This window comes from Devosia beringensis, assembly GCF_014926585.1.
GTDB classification, from domain to species: Bacteria; Pseudomonadota; Alphaproteobacteria; order Rhizobiales; family Devosiaceae; genus Devosia; species Devosia beringensis.
Map to the genome: position 1 here is coordinate 3,329,261 of NZ_CP045422.1, position 18,043 is coordinate 3,347,303.

Consider the following 18,043-nt stretch of genomic DNA (forward strand, 5'->3'; position numbering starts at 1 on the left):
TGGGTCGAAATGAAGGTTATACTGGTCTTGTTGGGTATATCCGGCGTACCCTAACTGCGAGCGGTTGGGCAACCTTATGATAGTTGACTCAAGACGAATCGATCAGGGGCAGCACATCTTGACGGATGTCTGTATCGTTGGAGGCGGTGCTGCGGGCATTACCCTGGCGCTGACTTTGGCAGAGCGCGGCACCAACGTCGTGCTGCTGGAAGGGGGGGGACTCACTCCAGATCCGCTGACCCAACGGCTCTATGGCGGCGAAAATCGCGGCCTGGTAAGAGAAGAGCCCGACGAAACTCGCAGTCGTTACTTGGGCGGGAGCACCAATTGCTGGGGCGGATGGTGCAGGCCGCTGGATGAAATCGACTTTGAGTATCGTGACTGGATACCCAATAGTGGTTGGCCCATGTCCAAAGCCATGCTTGCACCATACTACTTGCGTAGCCAGGAATGGCTGCAGCTTGCCGCTGTCGGCTACAGGCTGGACGAATGGGTAGAGGAAATTGCAAAACGCGACGCGGCGCTGTTGCCTATCGAGAAGACCGGTTTGCAGAATGTTCTCAGCCAACTCAGTCCCCCCACGCGGTTTGGTGCGCAATATCGGGATCGACTGAGTGCATTGCCAAATCTGCGGGTATTTCTGTTTGCCAACGCCACACAAATTGTAACTGACGAGACAGCCTCAACCGTCGACTCGATCAAGGTCGCGACGCTGAACGGCAAGCGATTTACCGTATCGGGGAAGTATTTCACCTTGGCTTCTGGCGGCATCGAGAACCCGCGGTTGTTGCTGATGTCTAACCAGGTTCAGTCGGTTGGGCTAGGCAACGGGCGCGACGTTGTCGGGCGCTATTACATGGACCACCCACGGATCAAATCGCACTTGCTCCGAGTGGCCGACGCCGATCGTTACAGGGCTCTCTATGACGCCACATTGCATCGCATCCATACTGGGCGCGGCCATGTTAGCCGCGACATCGAAGTGCACGTGGCGCCGACCTTCGACGTTCAGCGAGCGCATAAATTGTCGAACTCGCGGACCTACCTAGTCGCGCGACACAGCAATGACCTTACGAAGTCCTTCTTCGCGCTGAAGGAGATGCAACGGGCGTTATCCGGTCGAACCCACTTTGGCTATCCGCGATCGCGGGTGTTGCGCGACGTCCTGCGACAGTTGCCGACGCTACTAATAAACGCGCCGACCACCGCGATGACAATCGCGGACGTGCGTTTCAACTCGGTAAGGGCGCGGCAGGAATACTCCCTTGAAACCGTTTTCGAGCCAATTCCCAATCGAGACAGCAAAGTCAGCCTGTCTCAACAGCGCGACGCGCTAGACTTGCCGCAGGTTGTTGTCGATTGGCGGTTGACGGAGCAGGACCGTGATAACTACGCACGTCAGACCAGCCTCGTCCTGGAGGGGCTCTCTAAAGCAGGGGTGATCGAAACCCAGGGGAGCACGAAAGCGGGCGCCATCTCTTGGCCCGATGACGTCATGGGGTGCTGGCACCACATGGGCACGACGCGCATGAGTGAAGATCCAAACAAGGGCGTCGTCAATGCTGACTGTCAGGTGCACGGGATAAACAACCTGTTTATTGCAGGTAGCTCGGTCTTCCCGACGGTTGGAAGTGACTCGCCAACCATTACACTTGTGGTTCTAGCCTTGCGGCTCGCTGACCATCTGCAAGCCAACCTGGCGGACAATGTGTTGGTTCGGGGTGAGGCGAAGATGGCCGGTGCTTAGCCAGGAAGGCCGACCTCAGCCAACAGTCCTCGATGGTTGGATCCAATGGGGTCCGGCATCGCCTTGATCGTTTGGATCAGCGCGCCCCCTTGGGTAAACATATTGTCGATGGGTACCCCAAGCGCGCCTGCCTCTATCGGCCAGGTTGCTGGGTAGAACGGTGGTGGTACCAAGCCCGACCGCTCAACGAACCAACGTACGTCTGGTGACCAGGCGGCCGCGTTAAAGTCTCCCGCCAAGACGACCGGGCCGCTCAACCCGCGCAAAGTATGGGTAATCTTCCACATTTCCGCCCAGGCCGCCGTGTCGAAATAGGGTTTGGAAAGATGAACTCCAACGACGGTTATGCTCTTTCCGTTGATCGTCGTTTTGACGGTGATAAGTCGTTCTCGTTCAAATTCCAGGTTCTGTACTCGCACACTTTCCAGCGGTGTCCGGGACACGATGGACAAATCGCAAGTTGAGGCATCGTTGCATCCGGCCCTGTAGGGAAAAACGGTCGCGAGCCTGTCAAGTGACGCACTGATACCCGGTGTCTCCATTATGACGGCAATGTCGGGGAGGGTGGCTATGATATCATCGACAACCTGTTCGCCTTGCGGATTGTCGGCAAGCACGTTGAAGCTGAGGATCTTGACCGGATTGGGATCGAAGACACCATCGACTGTCCAGCGTGCCTTCTGTTGGTAGTAGATATCCAAAACTCCCTCTGCGATGCTAAGGAAGGTCAGGCCCGCCAAAAGCATCGCGCGAAGGCGGGCGCCGCTCATGTACAATACAGGTGGCAGTGCAAGAATGGCCAGCGCTATGTGAAAGCGTAGTGTTTGTAGGATGGAAATACCCGGAATGGGGATTTGGAAGCTGATTAGTAACAACCCGGCTATTGCGACGACAGCCAGGCCTGTCAGTAGCCCACGAAACTCAGTTATCTGCATAATCGGATCGTTCTTCAAAGCTGTTGTTCGCAAAAGGGAGGGGCGTTTTGGCAATCGGCGAAGCGGCAGTTGCGTTCGTTCAAGTGGTGGTGTCGACCTTGGCGCTATTTCTCACGACGGTCCCGAGATTGGCGGAGCAACATCAGGCAGAGCTCAAGCGCCACCCCCACAAGCGTGGCGACCCATTTCCCGAGGACTTCGATGCCCCTGACATCACGGAACGGAACCACAGACTGTGTGAGCTCAAGGCCGATCGCAACCACAATGGCCACGAGGATACCGATCCACGCGCGTTTCGGAAAAGCTGCCGTGCAGACAAATCCGAGCAGGAAATGCGATCCCAGCACAAATACCTGCGGTGGTACATGGGCTGGATTGAGCGCACCCCAGGCCAACGCAAAGATCAGCAGGACGGTGGCAATGCGCCATCCAGTAGCGTGTACAGGCATCGCCTCTCCCCTCTTCACACTAAGTACTCTAAATGCACCAGCACCAGGCAAACGTGAGCATGGTGCTTGGACGTTGGGCGGGGAGTGGAGAACCAAAACTTGCTGGTTTCGACAGACAGCCCACCGACGCTCACACTTCCATGATCTCAGTTCTTGCTGATTTCCAAGTTAATATTCTTCGCACACCACGGCGTTCCCTAGACGGATTGGTCAACCCAATCCTAGCGTCTCTGTGCGTGAGCTGCTCCGCGATCTTGGACCACCCGGCTGGGGATTTTCCGGTGGTAGACGCTCAGGGGCGGCCGTATGACCCCGAAGCGTTCATCAGCGATATCGGGGGTTTGTTCCCGATAGCGCTATGTGGGCGGACCTCGTTGTAGTCTCTACGCCATTCCTCCATCTTCATCCGGGCGTCGTCAAGGCTGAGGAACCAGTGGGCGTTCAGGCACTCAGCTCGGAATTTGCCGTTGAAGGACTCGATAAAGGCATTGTCAGTGGGCTTGCCCGGCCGGCTGAAGTCGAGCACGACGCCCTTTTGGTAGGCCCATAAGTCGAGGTCACGCGAGATGAACTCGGAGCCCTGATCGACCCGTATCGATTGGGGATAGCCAACCTCGCGGCAGATCCTTTCCAAAGCCAGAACTACGTCCTCACCGCGATAGCTGAACCGAGGATCAGTCGCCGGCGAGAACCGCGAGAAGGTATCCACGATTGTCAGGATGCGCAGCTTTCGCCCCGTCGCCAGCTGGTCGTGAACGAAGTCCATGGCCCAGATCTGGTTGGTCATTGTTGCTATGGTCCGGTCGTCGCGGAGCTTGGCTTTAACCCGTCGCTTGGGCACCTTGTTCCGCAACTGCAGACCCATCTCCTTGTACAGACGATAGATTCTTTTGGGGTTCACGTCCCAGCCCTCCCGCCGCAGCAGCACGTGCACCCGCCGATACCCATAGCGGACGCGGGTCTCGCAGATCTGCTTAATGCGCAGCTTCAGATCGGCCTGCTCGCTGCGCTTGCCCTTGTAATGGTAAAGCGACCTGTCAACGCTGAGCGCACTACAAGCCTTGCGGATCGAGACATTCCAGGCCTGCCGCACCTCATCGACAAGGGACCGCTTGCGGGCAGGCCTCAGAGCTTTTTTGACAGCACATCCTGCAGCATGGCCTTATCCAGCGACAGGTCCGCGACGATGCGCTTGAGCTTGCTGTTCTCCTCCTCGAGCTGGCGCAGGCGCTTGACCTCCGAAGGCATCAGCCCGGCATAGCGTTTGCGCCAGTTGTAAAAGGTTGCCTCCGCCACCCCAGCCTTGCGACAGACCTCCGCCACTGGCGTGCCATCCTCAGCCTGCTTCAACACAAAGGCGATCTGCGCTTCGGTGAACTGCGATTTTCTCATCGAACTCTCCACTTCCCGGCCAGGGGATCATAAATGGAAAATTCCAGCTCAGAATGGTCAAATTTGTTGGAGGCAGGTCAGGTCATGGGCTTGCCTGGCAACGGGGTTTTCTACTCGGTCGCCGCCAGGCGCAACATATTTGCGTTCAGGGTCGAGTTGATTGAGGTGGTGCGTGCGGTGATAGCCGCAGTCCACTGAAATCCCTTGCTCCGTTGAGCGATGATCCCCTCGGCCCGCCGGCAGTCCCCACGCTGACAAGTCCCGTCAGGCCAAAAATGGGTGGAGCCCATGCAAGCCACACCAATCTGAATGACCTGATCGACTTAGGTGAAACGTTCGACCCCATTTGCGTACCTGACAAACAGACTCACACTGTCCCTACCAGTAGCAATTTTAGACACATCCAACACTGCTCTGCAACGAATTCGCCCTACTAAACCCAGCAACCCATTATGAGGCAACGCGTGGACCGAATATACCAACTGCTTCTGGCAGCGGGATACCCGCCTGCTGCCGTTGATTGGCTGAAGCGCAGGCGGCTTGCAGCTATTATCATCCTGGCTATTGCGGCCTGGGCGCTGGTCTTGGCATTAGGCTGGCTTTTTTGGTCGTTATTGGCTTAGGGCCAGCTGCGGCTCCGTCCGCTGGAGACAGCATCAACTGTTCCGAGAATGATGATCAGCGGCGCCAAGAAGACCCACATAGCGGCGATCTGCAAGAAACGAATATTCATGATTGAGCCTCGAATGCTATTCTGGAAACCGAGATCACGGCACACAGCAGCGATCTCGTGGGCGTTCCAGGCATTCGCCAGGCTCAGGTTTTAGGTAGCATCGGCGCTTGAAGTGAGCCAGCTAGCGTGTGTTGTTAACGTTACCGCGTAGCAAGCGAATTCAGATCTCGGTATCCTGCACAAGCCGCATTCTTACCGAATTGGAAAGGCATTCTGATATGCAGCTATCTGCAATTCTGGCTGCGGAAAAGACGCGCTATGCCTCGCATCTACACGATCATCGTTCTCGCAGTGGCCGCTTGGCTGCTGTTCATTGGGCTAGGTCGGCTGATCTGGTTGGCGCTAGCCTGACATTTTGTGCGTCCTACATCGAGCATGCGCCTCTTAAGAGATTGTGCCCCGTGGCGTGGTGTAAATGAGGCCTGGCCTCCACGCATTTCTGGCTTGGCCGGGCTGATCAGCGTGCGGGGACTGCCGGCAGGCTGACGAGGGGACATCGCTCAACGGGACGACGGATTCAAGTGTCGAGAATCTGGCGCGCTGAACGGCGCACTCATCGGTCTGCTCGAGCAAGACGGCCCCACCAGCCGGACGATGGCCTCCTCGTTTGGGAAGATGCCAACGACCTCGGTCTGACGCGTTACCTCGCCGTTGACGCGCTCGATCGGGTTGTTGCTGTGCAGCTTGGTTGGATGCTCCTTGGGATATTGGCCAGAACATCGTGCTCGGGTCCGTTCATGATGTTGGCGAGCTTGGGCACCCGGGGGCGAATCTGATGGGCGACGGCCCGCCACTGGGTGCTGGCAGCCTCCGGAGTCTCCTGAGCGAAGGCCGCGGCGATGAAGGCGCGGGCCACCCGGCGGCAGCTTTTTCCGACATGAGCAAGCACACTGCGCATGAAGTGGACTCGTTAGCGCTGCAAAGTAGCGCACAGCACCTTTGTGACGGCAGCCTTGATGCCCTCAACCTACAGCGCCGCCTGATGCTTTAGGCTGGTGGTCGTGTTGCGCAGACGCGCGACCTCGTCGCGGCTCAACACCACCGGCAGGTGCCGGGGGTGCTTCACCCGCACCAGCTTGCGCGCCAGATCAGGTCGGTCGAGGGTACTGGCGAAGAAAAACTGCGGCGCCGAGACCACGCAGTTCATGGTTGGCACCGGAACGCTGGCCTCGCTCTGGGCTAGCTGGAACTGGCCAACATCCTGGGAGGTCGCGGTATCGGGCGGACGTCGCAGGAAACTGGCAAAGCACCCTACATCGCGGATGTAGTTGCGCTGGGTCGCCACCGAGAAATGCCGCATGGTCATATCGTCGATCAGCTTCTGGCGCAGTGGACTGACAGAGGTGTTGGGAAGGATCGTGGACATCGTCGGGCTCTTGGAAATGAAGGAGCCGAACGGACGCCTGATCGCGGGGATGCTCTATTAGACCAGGGCATCAGGGCCCGCCACCATCCCACAGCCGCCGCCCTCCCGCGTCAGCGGGTTCGTTCTTCCACCCCTATTGAGACAGCGCGGCAGAGAGGCCGACCGGCACGGTAGGTGCCGGTAGCAATGTGGACAGCGGCCCTCCCGACCCAAAGCAAAGCGGTCCATCCGACATATTGGGTTGAGAGGTGGGCCGCATGCCCAAGACACCAGCACAACCATGACATCGGTCGCAGCCTGGCAGGCTAATCGTCACCGCTCCGACAGTACGTCCACGCAATCTAGCACCGCAGCCACGCCCTCATCGTGATTGCCCAGCATGGCGGCGACGCGTTCAAGCGAGGCGATCAGCATGGCCTGTTCCCAATCCTGCAGGGCCATGAACTCGCTGTGAAACTGCGCATGCGCCCCGTCGGGTGCAATGGCAAGTGCCTTGCGCCCTTCCGGGGTCAGCGAGAGCCAGACCTGGCGTCGGTCCTGTTCCCCCTTGCGGCGCTGCACCATGCCCATGGTTTCGAGCTTTTGCAGCAGCGCCGTCGTGGTCGCCTGGGTTATCCCCATGCGCGCAGCGACGTGCCCGGCCGTCTGTTCCTGCTCATCAGCCAACATCTGCATGAAGATCAGCTGCGACGGTGTCAGGCCGGTCTCGCGCAGCACCTGCTTGCTGTTGAGTTCGGTGGTGCGCAGGATTTTGCGCATGGCAGTCAAAACGCGTTTCGTTCGGTCTTCCAACTCGGCACCCGTGTCGATCATCGAGTGATCTTAGCCGCGACCGTGGCTCTTCCCAAGCATAAACCGCAGACTCACGACGCATAGTTTAGTTTGCGTCGTCTAATTATATTTTGATAATTGTCGGAATCGCGGCTTTTTTGGGACGTGGGAAGCTGCCTGAATCAACACCAATCCGGCGCTTTTGTGGGATAGGGTGGCCAGTATGGAGGTGGAATTGAGTGACTTGCCACAATGCGCGGGTTGACAATTAGTTTGATATGACTAAATTTCCGCCCATGATTTATGGCACTACCGTTCTTTCGGACGCCGCATCGTTGCGGCGCGAGGCGCAATCCGACATCCGCATGCCCATCGCGGCGGATGGACCTGCCGTCTGGAAACTGATCGCGGCAACGCCGTCGCTGGACAAGAACTCGCTCTATTGCAACCTGCTGCAGTGCAGCCATTTCGCCGCCACCTGCGCCCTTGCCGAAGGCGACGGCGCCGTCGTGGGCTGGCTGTCCGGCTATGTCCCACCCGAGCAGGCCGATACGCTGTTCGTCTGGCAGGTCTGCGTGGCGGAGGCGGCGCGCGGCCAAGGACTGGCGCGGCGGATGATCGGGAATGTGCTGGCGCGCCCTGGCGCCCAATCCATTGAGCGCATTGCCTGCACCATCACGGCGGACAATGCGCCTTCCTGGGCGCTGTTCGGCTCGATTGCCCAGGCGCTCAAGGCAGAGCTGGCGCAGGAAGAGCATTTTACCCGCGCCGTGCATTTCGACGGCAGCCATGACAGCGAACTGGCCGTCTCCATCGGGCCGTTCGATCGGCGCCACCTGGCTGCCCTGGCCGCCTAAACCCGCTATTTCCGATAATTTCGTCTCAGGAGACGCGTCTCATGACCTTGACCAAAACCATTTCACCCCTGGCCACCTTTGATCGTGTCGAAAGCCGCGTGCGCTCCTATTCGCGCAGCTTCCCCAAGATGTTCAACAAGGCGGTCGGCGCCACGATCTACGACACCAATGGCCGCGCCTATACCGATTTCCTCGCCGGCTGCTCGACGCTCAACTACGGCCACAACGATCCCGACCTCAAGGCAGCACTGATCGACTATGTCTCGGCCGACGGCATCGCCCATGGCCTCGACATGTTCACCCATGCCAAGGAACATTTTCTGGCCGCCTTCGAGCAGCACATCCTCAAGCCGCGCCACATGGATTATCGCGTCCAGTTTACCGGCCCCACCGGCGCCAATGCCGTGGAAGCCGCGCTCAAGCTGGCCCGCAAGGTTACCGGCCGCACCAATGTCATCTCCTTCACCAATGGCTTTCATGGCGTGACGCTGGGCGCCCTGGCCGCCACCGGAAATGGCAAGCACCGCAACGGCGCCGCCACCCCGCTATCGGGCGTGACCCGCGCCGCATTTGACGGCTATTATGGTCCCGACATCAACACCGCCGACCTGCTCGAGCGCCAGCTCTCCGATCCCTCGAGCGGCGTTGACGCGCCCGCCGCCATCATCGTCGAGACGGTGCAGGGCGAGGGCGGCCTCAACGCGGCGTCCAAACCGTGGCTGCAGCAGATCGAAAAGATCGCCCGCAAGCATGGCGCGCTGTTCATCATCGATGACATCCAGGCTGGTTGCGGCCGTACCGGCGGTTTCTTCTCGTTCGACGGCATGGGCCTGTCGCCCGACCTGATCACCATGGCCAAGTCGCTGTCAGGCATGGGCCTGCCTTTGGCGGTGACGCTGATCAAGCCGCAGCACGATATCTGGAAGCCGGCCGAGCATAACGGCACCTTCCGCGGCAATAACCACGCCTTCATCACCGCCGCCGCCGCCATCGAGAAATTCTGGGCCGATGACAGCTTCGCCACCGAAGTCGCCGCCAAGGCCGACTACCTGGCCGATCGCCTGAGCGCCATCGCCGAAGCCCATGACCTCTCGGTCAAGGGCCGCGGCATGATGATCGGCGTCAATGCCGGCAGCACCGAACATGCCGCCGCCATCTGCAAATCCTGCTTTGCCAATGGCCTGATCATCGAAACCTCGGGCAGCTTTGACGAAATCGTCAAGATTCTCGCCCCCCTCACCATCTCCAAGGCGCAGCTCGCCGCGGGTCTGGATACGCTCGAAACCGCCTTCGAGGCGGTTATGGGCAGCCACCGCGCTGCTGCCGAATAGTAAGGAAATCACCATGATCGTCAGAGATCTGCAAACCGCCCGCACCGGCGACCGCCTCGTCAAAGCCGATGGCTGGGACAGTACGCGCCTGCTGCTGGCCGGCGATGATATGGGCTTCAGCTTCCACATCACCCGCATCCACGAAAACACCAGTCACGTCTTTCACTACAAGCACCATTTCGAGAGCGTCTACTGCGTCTCCGGCGAGGGCAGTATCGAAGATCTCGCCACCGGCACGGTGCACCAGATCCGCCCCGGCGTGATGTACGCCCTCGACCAGCACGACCAGCACCGCCTGACCGCCAAATCCGAGCTGGTCATGGCCTGCTGTTTCAACCCGCCCGTCACCGGCACCGAAGTCCATCGCGAAGATGGCTCCTACGCGCCCGTGACCGAAGACGCTTAGTCGCGTCCTTTCCCGTCTCAAAAACGAAAGGTCAAGACATGACAATGCCCGCCACCAAAGCCACCCATCAGGACGATTATCCCACCCGCTTGCCACAGGAACAGTGGCTCGAGCGCAAGGACCCCACCGTCTGGGGCAAGTGGAGCCCTGAAGCCCCGCTCACCCGTGCCGAGACCCAGTCCTTCGAGAAGAACGGCTATCTCGTGCTCAAGGGCGTCTTTTCCGCCAGCGAGGTCGAAGCGCTGCAGGCGGAATCCACGCGCATGCGCTCGGGCGAAGCCAAGCTGGCGCCGGAAAACATCATCACCGAGCCCAATTCGAGCGAAGTGCGCACCGTGTTCCGCCTCGACGAACAGAATGCGCTGTTCGATCGCTTGGCGCGCGACAAGCGCGTGGCCGGCCGCGTCAGCTATCTGCTGGGCGATGATGTCTATCTCCATCAGTCGCGCCTGAACTACAAGCCGGGCTTTACCGGCAAGGAATTCTACTGGCATTCCGATTTCGAAACTTGGCACGCCGAAGACGGCATGCCGCGCATGCGCGCCATTTCCGCCTCGGTGCTGCTGACCGACAATGACGCGCTCAATGGCCCGCTGATGCTGATGCCCGGCTCGCACCAGACCTTTGTTTCCTGTGCCGGCGAGACGCCGGAGGACAATCACAAATCCTCGCTCAAGAAGCAGGAAATCGGTGTGCCCTCGCAGGACAGCCTGTCCAAGCTGGCGGAAAAATTCGGTGTTGACTATGCCGCCGGCCGCGCCGGCACGGTGATCCTGTTCGACTGCAACACCATTCACGGCTCGAACGGCAATATCACCCCGTTTCCGCGCTCGAACGCCTTCTTCGTCTACAATGCCTGGTCCAACAGGGTGGTGACGCCCTTTGCCGCCAAGGCGCCGCGTCCGGCTTTTCTGAGTTCGCGCGATCCGCAAGCCCCGATCCAGATCGAGAGCGGCAAGCTGGCCTAGGCCAGCCGTTCTCATTCTGCACTCAAGGCATCGCGGTGCTGGCCCAGCCAGCATCGCGTCGGAGACGACATGACTGAACAGTCCACCGGCCATACGGTCGAAAAAATCGGCGGCACCTCAATGTCGCGCACGGCAGAACTGCTCGATACGGTCCTCATCGGCCCGCGTAGCGGCGCGGCGCTCTATAACCGCATCTTTGTCGTGTCGGCCTATGCCGGCATGACCGACAGCCTGCTCGAGCACAAGAAATCCGGCGAGCCGGGCGTCTATGGCCTGTTTTCCAGCGCCGAGGGCGGCTGGACCTGGGGCGATGCGCTCAATGCCGTGGCCGATCGCATGTATGCGCAAAATGCCACCATCTTTGCCGATGAAGGCGCCCGCCAGACGGCCAACCGCTTTGCCCAGGAGCGCGTCGAAGGCGTGCGCTCCTGCCTCATCGATCTGTCGCGGCTCTGCTCCTTCGGCCATTTCCAGTTGCAGCAGCACCTGCTGACGGTGCGCGAAATGCTGGCCTCGCTGGGCGAAGCCCAGTCGGCCTTCAACACCGCCATGCTGCTCACCATGGCCGGCGTCAATGCGCGCTTCGTCGATCTGACCGGCTGGCGCGAAGATGGCCAGCGCGGCCTCGACGAGGCCATTGCCCGCGCCTTTGCCGATATCGACCTCAGTTGCGAACTGCCCATTGTCACCGGCTATGCCCAGTGCAGCGAAGTGCTGATGGGCACCTATGATCGCGGCTATAGCGAGGTGACCCTGTCGCGCGTCGCCGTGGTCACCGGCGCCAGCGAGGCCATCATCCACAAGGAGTTTCACCTCTCCTCGTCCGATCCGCGCGTGGTCGGCGAAGACGTGGTGCGGGTCATCGGCGAAACCAATTACGACGTGGCCGACCAGCTCTCCAATATGGGCATGGAGGCCATCCATCCGCGCGCCGCCAAGAGCCTGCGCCAGGCCGGCATCCCGCTGCGCGTCAAGAACGCCTTCGAGCCAAACCATGACGGCACGCTGATCCGCTCGGATCTGCATGCCCGCGCTCCCCAGGTCGAGATCGTCACCGGCCTGCGCAACGTCTTTGCCTTTGAATTCTACGATCAGGACATGGTCGGGGTGAAGGGTTATGACGCCGGCATTCTCGAGGCGCTCAAGCGCCACAGCGTCTGGATCATCTCCAAGACCTCCAACGCCAATACCATCACCCATTTTCTCAAGGGGTCGATGAAGGCCATCCGCCGCGTCGAGGCCGATCTCAGCGCCGCCTTTCCCAATGCCGAAATCAGCCTTCGCAAAGTATCCCTGGTCTCGGCCATCGGCCGCGACCTCGGCGGCACCGCCGTCCTGCTGCAGGCCATCCAGGCCCTGGCCGCTGCCGGCATCGAGCCGCTTGGCGTGCATGACCTGATCCGCAAGGTCGATCTGCAGGTCGTGGTCGAGCCGGCCGATTTCGAAGCCACCATCAAGGCCCTGCACAAGGGCCTGATCGAGAACTGGGCCCCGGCACAGCGTCAGACGCTGCACGCCGTCGCCTGATCCCATGCCGGCTGATTTTTCTGGGCTCCAGCCGGTAACCCCGCCCACCATCAAAGAGGAGCAACACCATGACGAAATTCGGAACAACTGCACTGATCGGCCTGTCGGCCCTTGCCGTCTCCGCATTGGCCAGCACGGCCGTCAGCGCTGCCACGCTCGCCGAGATCCAGGAATCGGGCACTATCCGCATCGCGGTGGCCAATGAAATTCCCTATGGCTATGTCGACCCCACCGGCGCCGCGCTCGGCGCCGGTCCCGACGTCGCCAAGGCGCTGATGGAACAGCTTGGCGTCGAGAACATCGAGTGGGTGACCACTAATTTCTCCTCGCTCATTCCCGGCCTGCGCGCCGATCGCTTCGACATGGTCGCCGCCGAAATGGCGATCCTGCCCGATCGCTGCGGCCAGGTCCTGTTCTCCGAGCCCAACTCTTCCTATGGCGAAGGCCTGCTGGTGGCCGAGGGCAATCCCAAGGACATCCACGCCTATAGCGATTTTGCCGATAATCCCGACTACAAGGTCGCCATCATGGCCGGCGCCGACCAGCTGGAAATGATGCAGAAGCTGGGCGTCTCGGAAGCCAATCTGGTGACCATTGCCTCCAATGCCGATGCCATTTCCACCGTTTCGACCGGCCGCGCCGATGCCTATGCCGCCACCAGCCTCACCGCCAGCGGTTTGGCCGAGCAGGGCGACGGCGTCGAGGTTGCCGCCGAATTCACCGATCCGGTGATCGATGGCGAGGAAGTGCGCAGCTGGGGTGGCTTCACCTTTGCCAGCGGTAATGAGGAACTGCGCGATGCGGTAAACGAGGCCCTGGCCGAGTTCAAGCAGACCGATGAGTGGAGCGAGGTCCTGTCGGGTTACGGCTTTACCCAGTCCGATATCGATGGTTCGAGCAACCGCACGACCGAAGAGCTCTGCGCCGACTGATCGGTGCCAAAACGCTGATGTTTTGGGCGGGTGCTGCGGCGCCCGCCCAAAGCGCGTTGCAACCCCTGCGGGCAGGAAACCAACCATGCAATGGACTGACTATATCACGCCGCTGATGGAGGGCGCCTGGGTCACCATCCAGCTGACCTTTTACTCAACCATACTCGGCGCCGTGCTGGCCTTTGCGGCCGGCATCGGCAAGCTGTCGCACAACTGGGCCATCAAGTCCGTCTCGGTAGGCTATATCGAGGTGTTCCGCGGCACCTCGCTGCTGGTCCAGCTGTTCTGGCTCTACTTCGCGCTGCCGATAGCCGGCACGGCGATGGGCATCGACCTGCGCTTGCCGCCGGTGCTCGCCGGCGTGCTGGCGCTGGGCCTCAATATTGGGGCCTATGGCGCCGAAGTGGTGCGTGGCGCCATCCAGGCCGTCCATACCGACCAGCACGAGGCGGCACGGGCGCTCAACTTCACCCCACGCCAGACCCTGTGGCGCGTCGTACTGCCCCAGGCCATACCCGAAATGATGCCGTCCTTCGGCAATCTGGCGGTGCAGAACCTCAAGGATACCGCCCTGGTCTCGCTGATCAGCCTGGGCGATCTGACCTTCCGCGCCGAGCAGATCCGCAATTTCACCCAGGACAGCACCACCATCTATACCATGCTGCTGTTCACCTATTTCGGCATGGCGCTGGTGCTCACCGCCCTCATGCGCTGGCTCGAACACGCCGTCACGCGCTGGCGCACGGTAGGAGGCTAACCCATGCTGTTTGGATTTGAATGGGATCTCTCCAGTCCCCTGGCCTTTGCCATCTCCGTGCTGCCCATCGTCTTGGTCGGCATGTGGGTCACCATCCAGGCCGCCGTGCTCGGCTTTGCCGTCGCTCTGGTGCTCGGCCTCGTCTGGGCCGTGCTCAAGGCCGCGCCGTCGCGTTTCATCGCCTGGCCGGCCACGGTGATCACCGAGTTCATCCGCGATACGCCGCTGCTGGTGCAACTGTTCTTTCTCTATTACGTGCTGCCCGAATACGGCATCGTCCTGCCCGCCTTCATGACCGGGGCCTTGGCTTTGGGCATCCAGTACAGCGCCTATACGTCCGAGGTCTATCGCGCTGGGCTCGAAGCGGTATCGCGCGATCAGCACGAGGCGGCGCGCGCCCTCAACCTGTCGGCCACCCGCACTTTTACCCATATCGTGGTGCCCCAGGCGGTGCCGCGCATCATCCCGGCCATGGGCAATTACCTGGTCTCGATCATGAAGGACGTGCCGGTGCTCTCGGTGGTGACGGTGCTCGAAATGCTCAACGTCGCCAAGATCGTCGGCGACCGCACCTTCAACTATCTCATCCCGCTGTCGCTGGTCGGCGGCCTCTATCTCATCATGACGCTGGTCGCGTCGACAGGCGTGCGCCTGCTCGATGCCTGGCTGCCCAAACAGGGGATCCCCTTGAAATGACCGATCCGATCATCAAATTCGACAAGGTCGTCAAACGCTTCGGCGATCTCACTGTGCTCAATGAACTCGACTTCGAGGTCAAGCGCGGCGAAAAGGTCTCCATCATCGGACCCTCCGGCTCGGGCAAATCCACCGTGTTGCGTATCCTGATGACGCTTGAGGGCATTGAGGGCGGCATGGTGACCGTGGCCGGCGAACCGCTCTGGCACGAGCCGGGTTCGGACGGCCAAAAGCCGGCCAGCGAGGCGCATCTGCGCAAGATGCGTGCCCAGCTCGGCATGGTGTTCCAGCAGTTCAACCTGTTCCCGCACATGACCGTTTTGCGCAATATCACCGAGGCGCCGGTCAGGGTCTTGGGCCTGTCGAAGCAGGAAGCCCGCACCCGCGGCAAGGAACTGCTCGACATGGTGGGCCTGGCCGATCAGGCCGACAAATATCCGCACCAGCTCTCGGGCGGCCAGCAGCAGCGCGTCGGCATTGCCCGGGCGCTGGCCATGCGCCCCAATATCCTGCTGTTTGACGAGCCTACCTCGGCGCTCGATCCCGAACTGGTCGGCGAAGTGCTCACCGTCATCGCCGCCCTGGCCGAGGAGCATGACCTGACCATGCTGCTGGTGACGCACGAAATGCGCTTTGCGCGGGAAATCTCCGACCGGGTCTGCTTTTTCGATCAGGGCCGGATCCGTGAGGAGGGTACCCCCGAGCAGTTGTTCACCGATCCCAACGAAGCCCGCACCCGCGAATTCCTGCAGGCCGTGCTCGACTGACCACACCATATTGGCGCCAGGGGACTATAAAGCCCAGTCCCTTGGCCTCAACCCGTGCGGACTTGCCTTGACCAAACACGGCAGTCGGTGACGTCAACCCAGGACGTCGAGCAGGCCGCGCAGGCCGCTGCTGAGCGCCATGACAATCAGCACGGCGAGGGCCACGGGCTTGTAGGCAGCGTTCGGTGCGCGCGCGAAAATGGCGCCGCCCAGCGCCGTGCCGCCCAGCATAAGGGGGATGGCAAGCAATGAGAGTAGCAGCGTCTGCCCATCGATCAGGCCGCCCAGCGCCAAGCCCGGCAGCGCCAGCAGCGAGGTGAAGAAGAAGAACACCATCATGGTGGCGCGGATGACCTTGGATGGGGTGGATCCGGAGAGATAGTAGGCGACCACCGGTGGGCCGGGCATGGCGGCGAGCCCCCCGAACAGGCCTGCCAGAACCCCGGTCGGCGCCGCCAGTCCCAGCCGGACCGGCGCGTCCGGATGCGCCTTGGGCAGCAGCAGCAGCACGCCGACCACCACGATGGCCGCAATGGCCAGCCGGATCAGGCCGGCATCGAGATAGACGAGACCGAAGAGTCCGATGGGCGTGCCGATCAGCGCGCCGAGCGACAGGCGCTTGAGGCCGGGCCAGTCCAGCACGCCGCGGCTCTTGGCCACGTCGCGCAGCCCGACGGTCGTCTGCAGCAGCACCGCAATGGCCACTGCCTTGGTCGGCGCGACGATCATTGAGGCCAGCGGCACGGCCGCCAGGGCAAAGCCGAAGCCCGAGAAGCCCCGCAGCACGGCAGCACCTAGCACGGCGAGACAAAATAGCATGAGCGAGAGCCAGGAGAGCTCGAGCAGGTCGACCAGGGGCAGCAGGCTCATCGGTTTCTTTCGTAGCTCAGCGGACAGCGACGGACATGGAGAGGCCCTGGGCGGCAGCAGGCCGCCACGATCGTGGTGGGCGGCCTGCGGCCCGGTCTTACGGCAGGTGCAGGCCCCGCGCCAGTGTCAGCCGAAGACGGCCGTGAGCGCCTCGTCGATGGCCGCGGTGATCGCGTCAATATCGGCCGCCGTGGCAATCAAAGCAGGCGCCAGGCAAATGACATTGTTGAGCCCGGGCACCGAGCGGTTGGAGGCGCCGATCAGCACGCCGCGCGCGGCGGCCTGGGCCACCACCTGGCCGATGGCCTTTTCGCTGACCGGCTCCTTGGACTGCCGGTCGCTCACCAGCTCCATGCCGCGAAACAGGCCCATGCCGCGTACGTCGCCAATCACTGCGTGCTTGTCCTGCAGCGCCAGAAAGTTCTGCTCGAGCCGGGCACCCATGGCGAGGCAGTTTTCCAGCAGGCCCTCTTCCTCGATGATGCGCAGGTTTTCCAGCGCGGCGGCCGGCCCGCCGGCACAGCCGCCAAAGGTCGAGATATCCCGGAAATGCGCCATGGGATCGGCGGCATCCTTGAACAGGTCGAAGATCGCTTCGGTAGTCACCGTGCAGGAAATGGCGGCATAGCCCGAGGCGACGCCCTTGGCCATGGTGACGAAATCGGGCTGGATGCCGAAATTCTGATAACCAAACCAGCTTCCGGTGCGGCCCAGGCCGCAGACCACCTCGTCGATATGCAGCAGGATGTCATACTTGCGGCAGATTGCCTGCACGCGCTCCCAATAGCCCTTGGGCGGCACGATGACGCCGCCGCCCGCCGTGATCGGCTCGAGGCAGAGCAGGCCGATACTGTCCGGCCCTTCGCGCAGGATCACCTCCTCGATGGCGTCGGCGGCGCGCTCGCCATAGTTTTCGACGTCCCACTGCTTCCGGTATTCCAGGCAATGCGGCACCATGACAAAGCCATCAGGGTAGGGGCCATACATGGCCGCGCGCTCGGGCTGTCCGCCCGCGGCCAGGGTGGCGATGGTGGTGCCGTGATAGTCCCGCTCGCGATAAAGGATCTTCCACTTGCGGCCGCCATGATGGCGCTGCGCGATCTGGCGCACCATCTTGAAGACCTTCTCATTGGCCTCCGAGCCCGAATTGCCGAAATAGACCCGCGATAGGCCGGGCATTTTCTTGAGCAGCGCCTCGGCAAAGCGCGCCGCCGGAATGGAGCCGGCGGATTGAGCGAAATAGTTCATGCGCACCAGCTGGTCGCGCACAGCATCAGCAATCGAGGTTCGGCCATAGCCGACATTGACCGTCCAGACGCCGCCGGATAGCGCATCGATATATTCGCGCCCCATGGCATCCCAGACCCGCAGTCCCTTGCCCTCGACGATGATGCGCGGATCGCTGGTCTCGAGCGGCTTGTGCTGGAGCATATGGTGCCAGACATGGGTGCGGTCGGCCTCGATGACGGGGCGGAGATCATTGGTTTGCAGGGCGGCGGACATGGCAGAACTCTCCGGTGTGCACGTCAGGAGACGGCG

General features: G+C 61.3%; 18 protein-coding genes and 1 pseudogene. 11 read left to right on the forward strand and 8 right to left on the reverse strand.

Annotated features, from left to right (window positions below; translation table 11 throughout):
• Nucleotides 1-118 precede the first annotated feature (118 nt).
• Nucleotides 119-1,747 (forward strand): GMC oxidoreductase, encoded by a 1,629-nt coding sequence (locus tag GDR53_RS16225; protein WP_193335490.1) that lies wholly within the window; start codon nucleotides 119-121, stop codon nucleotides 1,745-1,747.
• Here the strand turns inward: GDR53_RS16225 and GDR53_RS16230 are convergent.
• From GDR53_RS16230 to GDR53_RS16240, 3 genes are all read right to left on the reverse strand, one after another.
• Entirely contained in the window at nucleotides 1,744-2,700 is a 957-nt protein-coding gene (locus GDR53_RS16230; RefSeq protein ID WP_193335491.1) for an endonuclease/exonuclease/phosphatase family protein, read from the reverse strand. The genes GDR53_RS16225 and GDR53_RS16230 overlap by 4 nt on opposite strands.
• An 86-nt stretch (nucleotides 2,701-2,786) precedes the next feature.
• The gene (locus tag GDR53_RS16235) at nucleotides 2,787-3,131 is read right to left on the reverse strand and encodes a hypothetical protein (protein ID WP_193335492.1); all 345 of its coding nucleotides are present in this window, start codon (nucleotides 3,129-3,131) and stop codon (nucleotides 2,787-2,789) included.
• A gap of 292 nt (nucleotides 3,132-3,423) precedes the next feature.
• Nucleotides 3,424-4,523, reverse strand: a protein-coding gene (locus GDR53_RS16240; protein WP_193335493.1) for an IS3 family transposase whose coding sequence is annotated in 2 segments (ribosomal slippage) — nucleotides 3,424-4,271 and nucleotides 4,271-4,523 — 1,101 coding nt in all. Because the reading frame shifts where the segments join, the coding sequence is not laid out codon by codon here.
• 33 nt (nucleotides 4,524-4,556) lie between these two features.
• On the opposite strand from GDR53_RS16240, the gene GDR53_RS16245 reads away from it, so the two are divergent.
• Nucleotides 4,557-4,721, forward strand: coding sequence for a hypothetical protein (locus GDR53_RS16245; protein WP_193335494.1), 165 nt, complete (start codon nucleotides 4,557-4,559; stop codon nucleotides 4,719-4,721).
• A gap of 992 nt (nucleotides 4,722-5,713) precedes the next feature.
• Here GDR53_RS16245 and GDR53_RS16250 read toward each other — a convergent pair.
• The 3 genes and pseudogenes from GDR53_RS16250 to GDR53_RS16260 form a co-directional block, all read right to left on the reverse strand.
• Nucleotides 5,714-6,217, reverse strand: a pseudogene (locus GDR53_RS16250) (transposase); the annotation flags it as partial.
• Nucleotides 6,218-6,223: 6 nt separating this feature from the next.
• Nucleotides 6,224-6,622, reverse strand: coding sequence for a phage integrase N-terminal SAM-like domain-containing protein (locus tag GDR53_RS16255; protein WP_193335495.1), 399 nt, complete (start codon nucleotides 6,620-6,622; stop codon nucleotides 6,224-6,226).
• A gap of 312 nt (nucleotides 6,623-6,934) precedes the next feature.
• Complete coding sequence (locus tag GDR53_RS16260; RefSeq protein ID WP_193335496.1) at nucleotides 6,935-7,381, reverse strand: MarR family winged helix-turn-helix transcriptional regulator; 447 nt, start codon at nucleotides 7,379-7,381, stop codon at nucleotides 6,935-6,937.
• A gap of 308 nt (nucleotides 7,382-7,689) precedes the next feature.
• Between GDR53_RS16260 and ectA the strand changes: the two genes are divergently transcribed.
• From ectA to ehuA, 9 genes are all read left to right on the forward strand, one after another.
• A complete protein-coding gene (gene ectA / locus GDR53_RS16265; RefSeq protein WP_193335497.1) occupies nucleotides 7,690-8,250 on the forward strand; it encodes a diaminobutyrate acetyltransferase in 561 nt (186 codons plus the stop codon).
• A gap of 41 nt (nucleotides 8,251-8,291) precedes the next feature.
• Complete coding sequence (ectB, locus tag GDR53_RS16270; protein ID WP_193335498.1) at nucleotides 8,292-9,581, forward strand: diaminobutyrate--2-oxoglutarate transaminase; 1,290 nt, start codon at nucleotides 8,292-8,294, stop codon at nucleotides 9,579-9,581.
• Nucleotides 9,582-9,594: 13 nt separating this feature from the next.
• Nucleotides 9,595-9,987 (forward strand): ectoine synthase, encoded by a 393-nt coding sequence (locus GDR53_RS16275; RefSeq protein ID WP_193335499.1) that lies wholly within the window; start codon nucleotides 9,595-9,597, stop codon nucleotides 9,985-9,987.
• Nucleotides 9,988-10,031: 44 nt separating this feature from the next.
• Entirely contained in the window at nucleotides 10,032-10,955 is a 924-nt protein-coding gene (gene thpD, locus GDR53_RS16280; RefSeq protein WP_332872356.1) for an ectoine hydroxylase, read from the forward strand.
• A 69-nt stretch (nucleotides 10,956-11,024) separates the two neighbouring features.
• Entirely contained in the window at nucleotides 11,025-12,482 is a 1,458-nt protein-coding gene (locus tag GDR53_RS16285; protein ID WP_193335501.1) for an aspartate kinase, read from the forward strand.
• Between the two features lie 68 nt (nucleotides 12,483-12,550).
• A complete protein-coding gene (gene ehuB, locus GDR53_RS16290; RefSeq protein WP_193335502.1) occupies nucleotides 12,551-13,414 on the forward strand; it encodes an ectoine/hydroxyectoine ABC transporter substrate-binding protein EhuB in 864 nt (287 codons plus the stop codon).
• 85 nt (nucleotides 13,415-13,499) lie between these two features.
• Nucleotides 13,500-14,171: an ectoine/hydroxyectoine ABC transporter permease subunit EhuC gene (gene ehuC, locus GDR53_RS16295; protein ID WP_193335503.1), complete on the forward strand. Its 672-nt coding sequence runs from the start codon at nucleotides 13,500-13,502 to the stop codon at nucleotides 14,169-14,171.
• Between the two features lie 3 nt (nucleotides 14,172-14,174).
• Nucleotides 14,175-14,867 carry an ectoine/hydroxyectoine ABC transporter permease subunit EhuD gene (gene ehuD, locus GDR53_RS16300; RefSeq protein WP_193335504.1) on the forward strand — a complete coding sequence of 231 codons (693 nt, stop codon included), beginning with the start codon at nucleotides 14,175-14,177 and terminating at the stop codon, nucleotides 14,865-14,867.
• Nucleotides 14,864-15,634, forward strand: a complete 771-nt coding sequence (ehuA, locus tag GDR53_RS16305) for an ectoine/hydroxyectoine ABC transporter ATP-binding protein EhuA (RefSeq protein ID WP_193335505.1) — start codon at nucleotides 14,864-14,866, stop codon at nucleotides 15,632-15,634. Before ehuD ends, ehuA begins: the two co-directional genes overlap by 4 nt.
• Before the next feature lie 93 nt (nucleotides 15,635-15,727).
• Here ehuA and GDR53_RS16310 read toward each other — a convergent pair whose 3' ends face one another.
• Together GDR53_RS16310 and GDR53_RS16315 are read right to left on the reverse strand one after the other, a co-directional pair.
• On the reverse strand, nucleotides 15,728-16,504 hold the full coding sequence (locus tag GDR53_RS16310) for a sulfite exporter TauE/SafE family protein (protein WP_210321346.1): 777 nt from the start codon (nucleotides 16,502-16,504) through the stop codon (nucleotides 15,728-15,730).
• 126 nt (nucleotides 16,505-16,630) lie between these two features.
• The gene (locus GDR53_RS16315; protein ID WP_193335506.1) at nucleotides 16,631-18,007 is read right to left on the reverse strand and encodes an aminotransferase family protein; all 1,377 of its coding nucleotides are present in this window, start codon (nucleotides 18,005-18,007) and stop codon (nucleotides 16,631-16,633) included.
• Between the last annotated feature and the right edge of the window lie 36 nt (nucleotides 18,008-18,043).

Bases quoted from the DNA above. Each gene is read 5' to 3' on its own strand.
- GDR53_RS16235 (WP_193335492.1), bottom strand. From the start codon at position 3,131: ATGCCTGTACACGCTACTGGATGGCGCATTGCCACCGTCCTGCTGATC.
- GDR53_RS16245 (WP_193335494.1), top strand. From the start codon at position 4,557: ATGGAAAATTCCAGCTCAGAATGGTCAAATTTGTTGGAGGCAGGTCAG.
- GDR53_RS16255 (WP_193335495.1), bottom strand. From the start codon at position 6,622: ATGTCCACGATCCTTCCCAACACCTCTGTCAGTCCACTGCGCCAGAAG.
- GDR53_RS16260 (WP_193335496.1), bottom strand. From the start codon at position 7,381: ATGCGCAAAATCCTGCGCACCACCGAACTCAACAGCAAGCAGGTGCTG.
- ectA (WP_193335497.1), top strand. From the start codon at position 7,690: ATGATTTATGGCACTACCGTTCTTTCGGACGCCGCATCGTTGCGGCGC.
- ectB (WP_193335498.1), top strand. From the start codon at position 8,292: ATGACCTTGACCAAAACCATTTCACCCCTGGCCACCTTTGATCGTGTC.
- GDR53_RS16275 (WP_193335499.1), top strand. From the start codon at position 9,595: ATGATCGTCAGAGATCTGCAAACCGCCCGCACCGGCGACCGCCTCGTC.
- thpD (WP_332872356.1), top strand. From the start codon at position 10,032: ATGCCCGCCACCAAAGCCACCCATCAGGACGATTATCCCACCCGCTTG.
- GDR53_RS16285 (WP_193335501.1), top strand. From the start codon at position 11,025: ATGACTGAACAGTCCACCGGCCATACGGTCGAAAAAATCGGCGGCACC.
- ehuB (WP_193335502.1), top strand. From the start codon at position 12,551: ATGACGAAATTCGGAACAACTGCACTGATCGGCCTGTCGGCCCTTGCC.
- ehuC (WP_193335503.1), top strand. From the start codon at position 13,500: ATGCAATGGACTGACTATATCACGCCGCTGATGGAGGGCGCCTGGGTC.
- ehuD (WP_193335504.1), top strand. From the start codon at position 14,175: ATGCTGTTTGGATTTGAATGGGATCTCTCCAGTCCCCTGGCCTTTGCC.
- ehuA (WP_193335505.1), top strand. From the start codon at position 14,864: ATGACCGATCCGATCATCAAATTCGACAAGGTCGTCAAACGCTTCGGC.
- GDR53_RS16310 (WP_210321346.1), bottom strand. From the start codon at position 16,504: ATGAGCCTGCTGCCCCTGGTCGACCTGCTCGAGCTCTCCTGGCTCTCG.
- GDR53_RS16315 (WP_193335506.1), bottom strand. From the start codon at position 18,007: ATGTCCGCCGCCCTGCAAACCAATGATCTCCGCCCCGTCATCGAGGCC.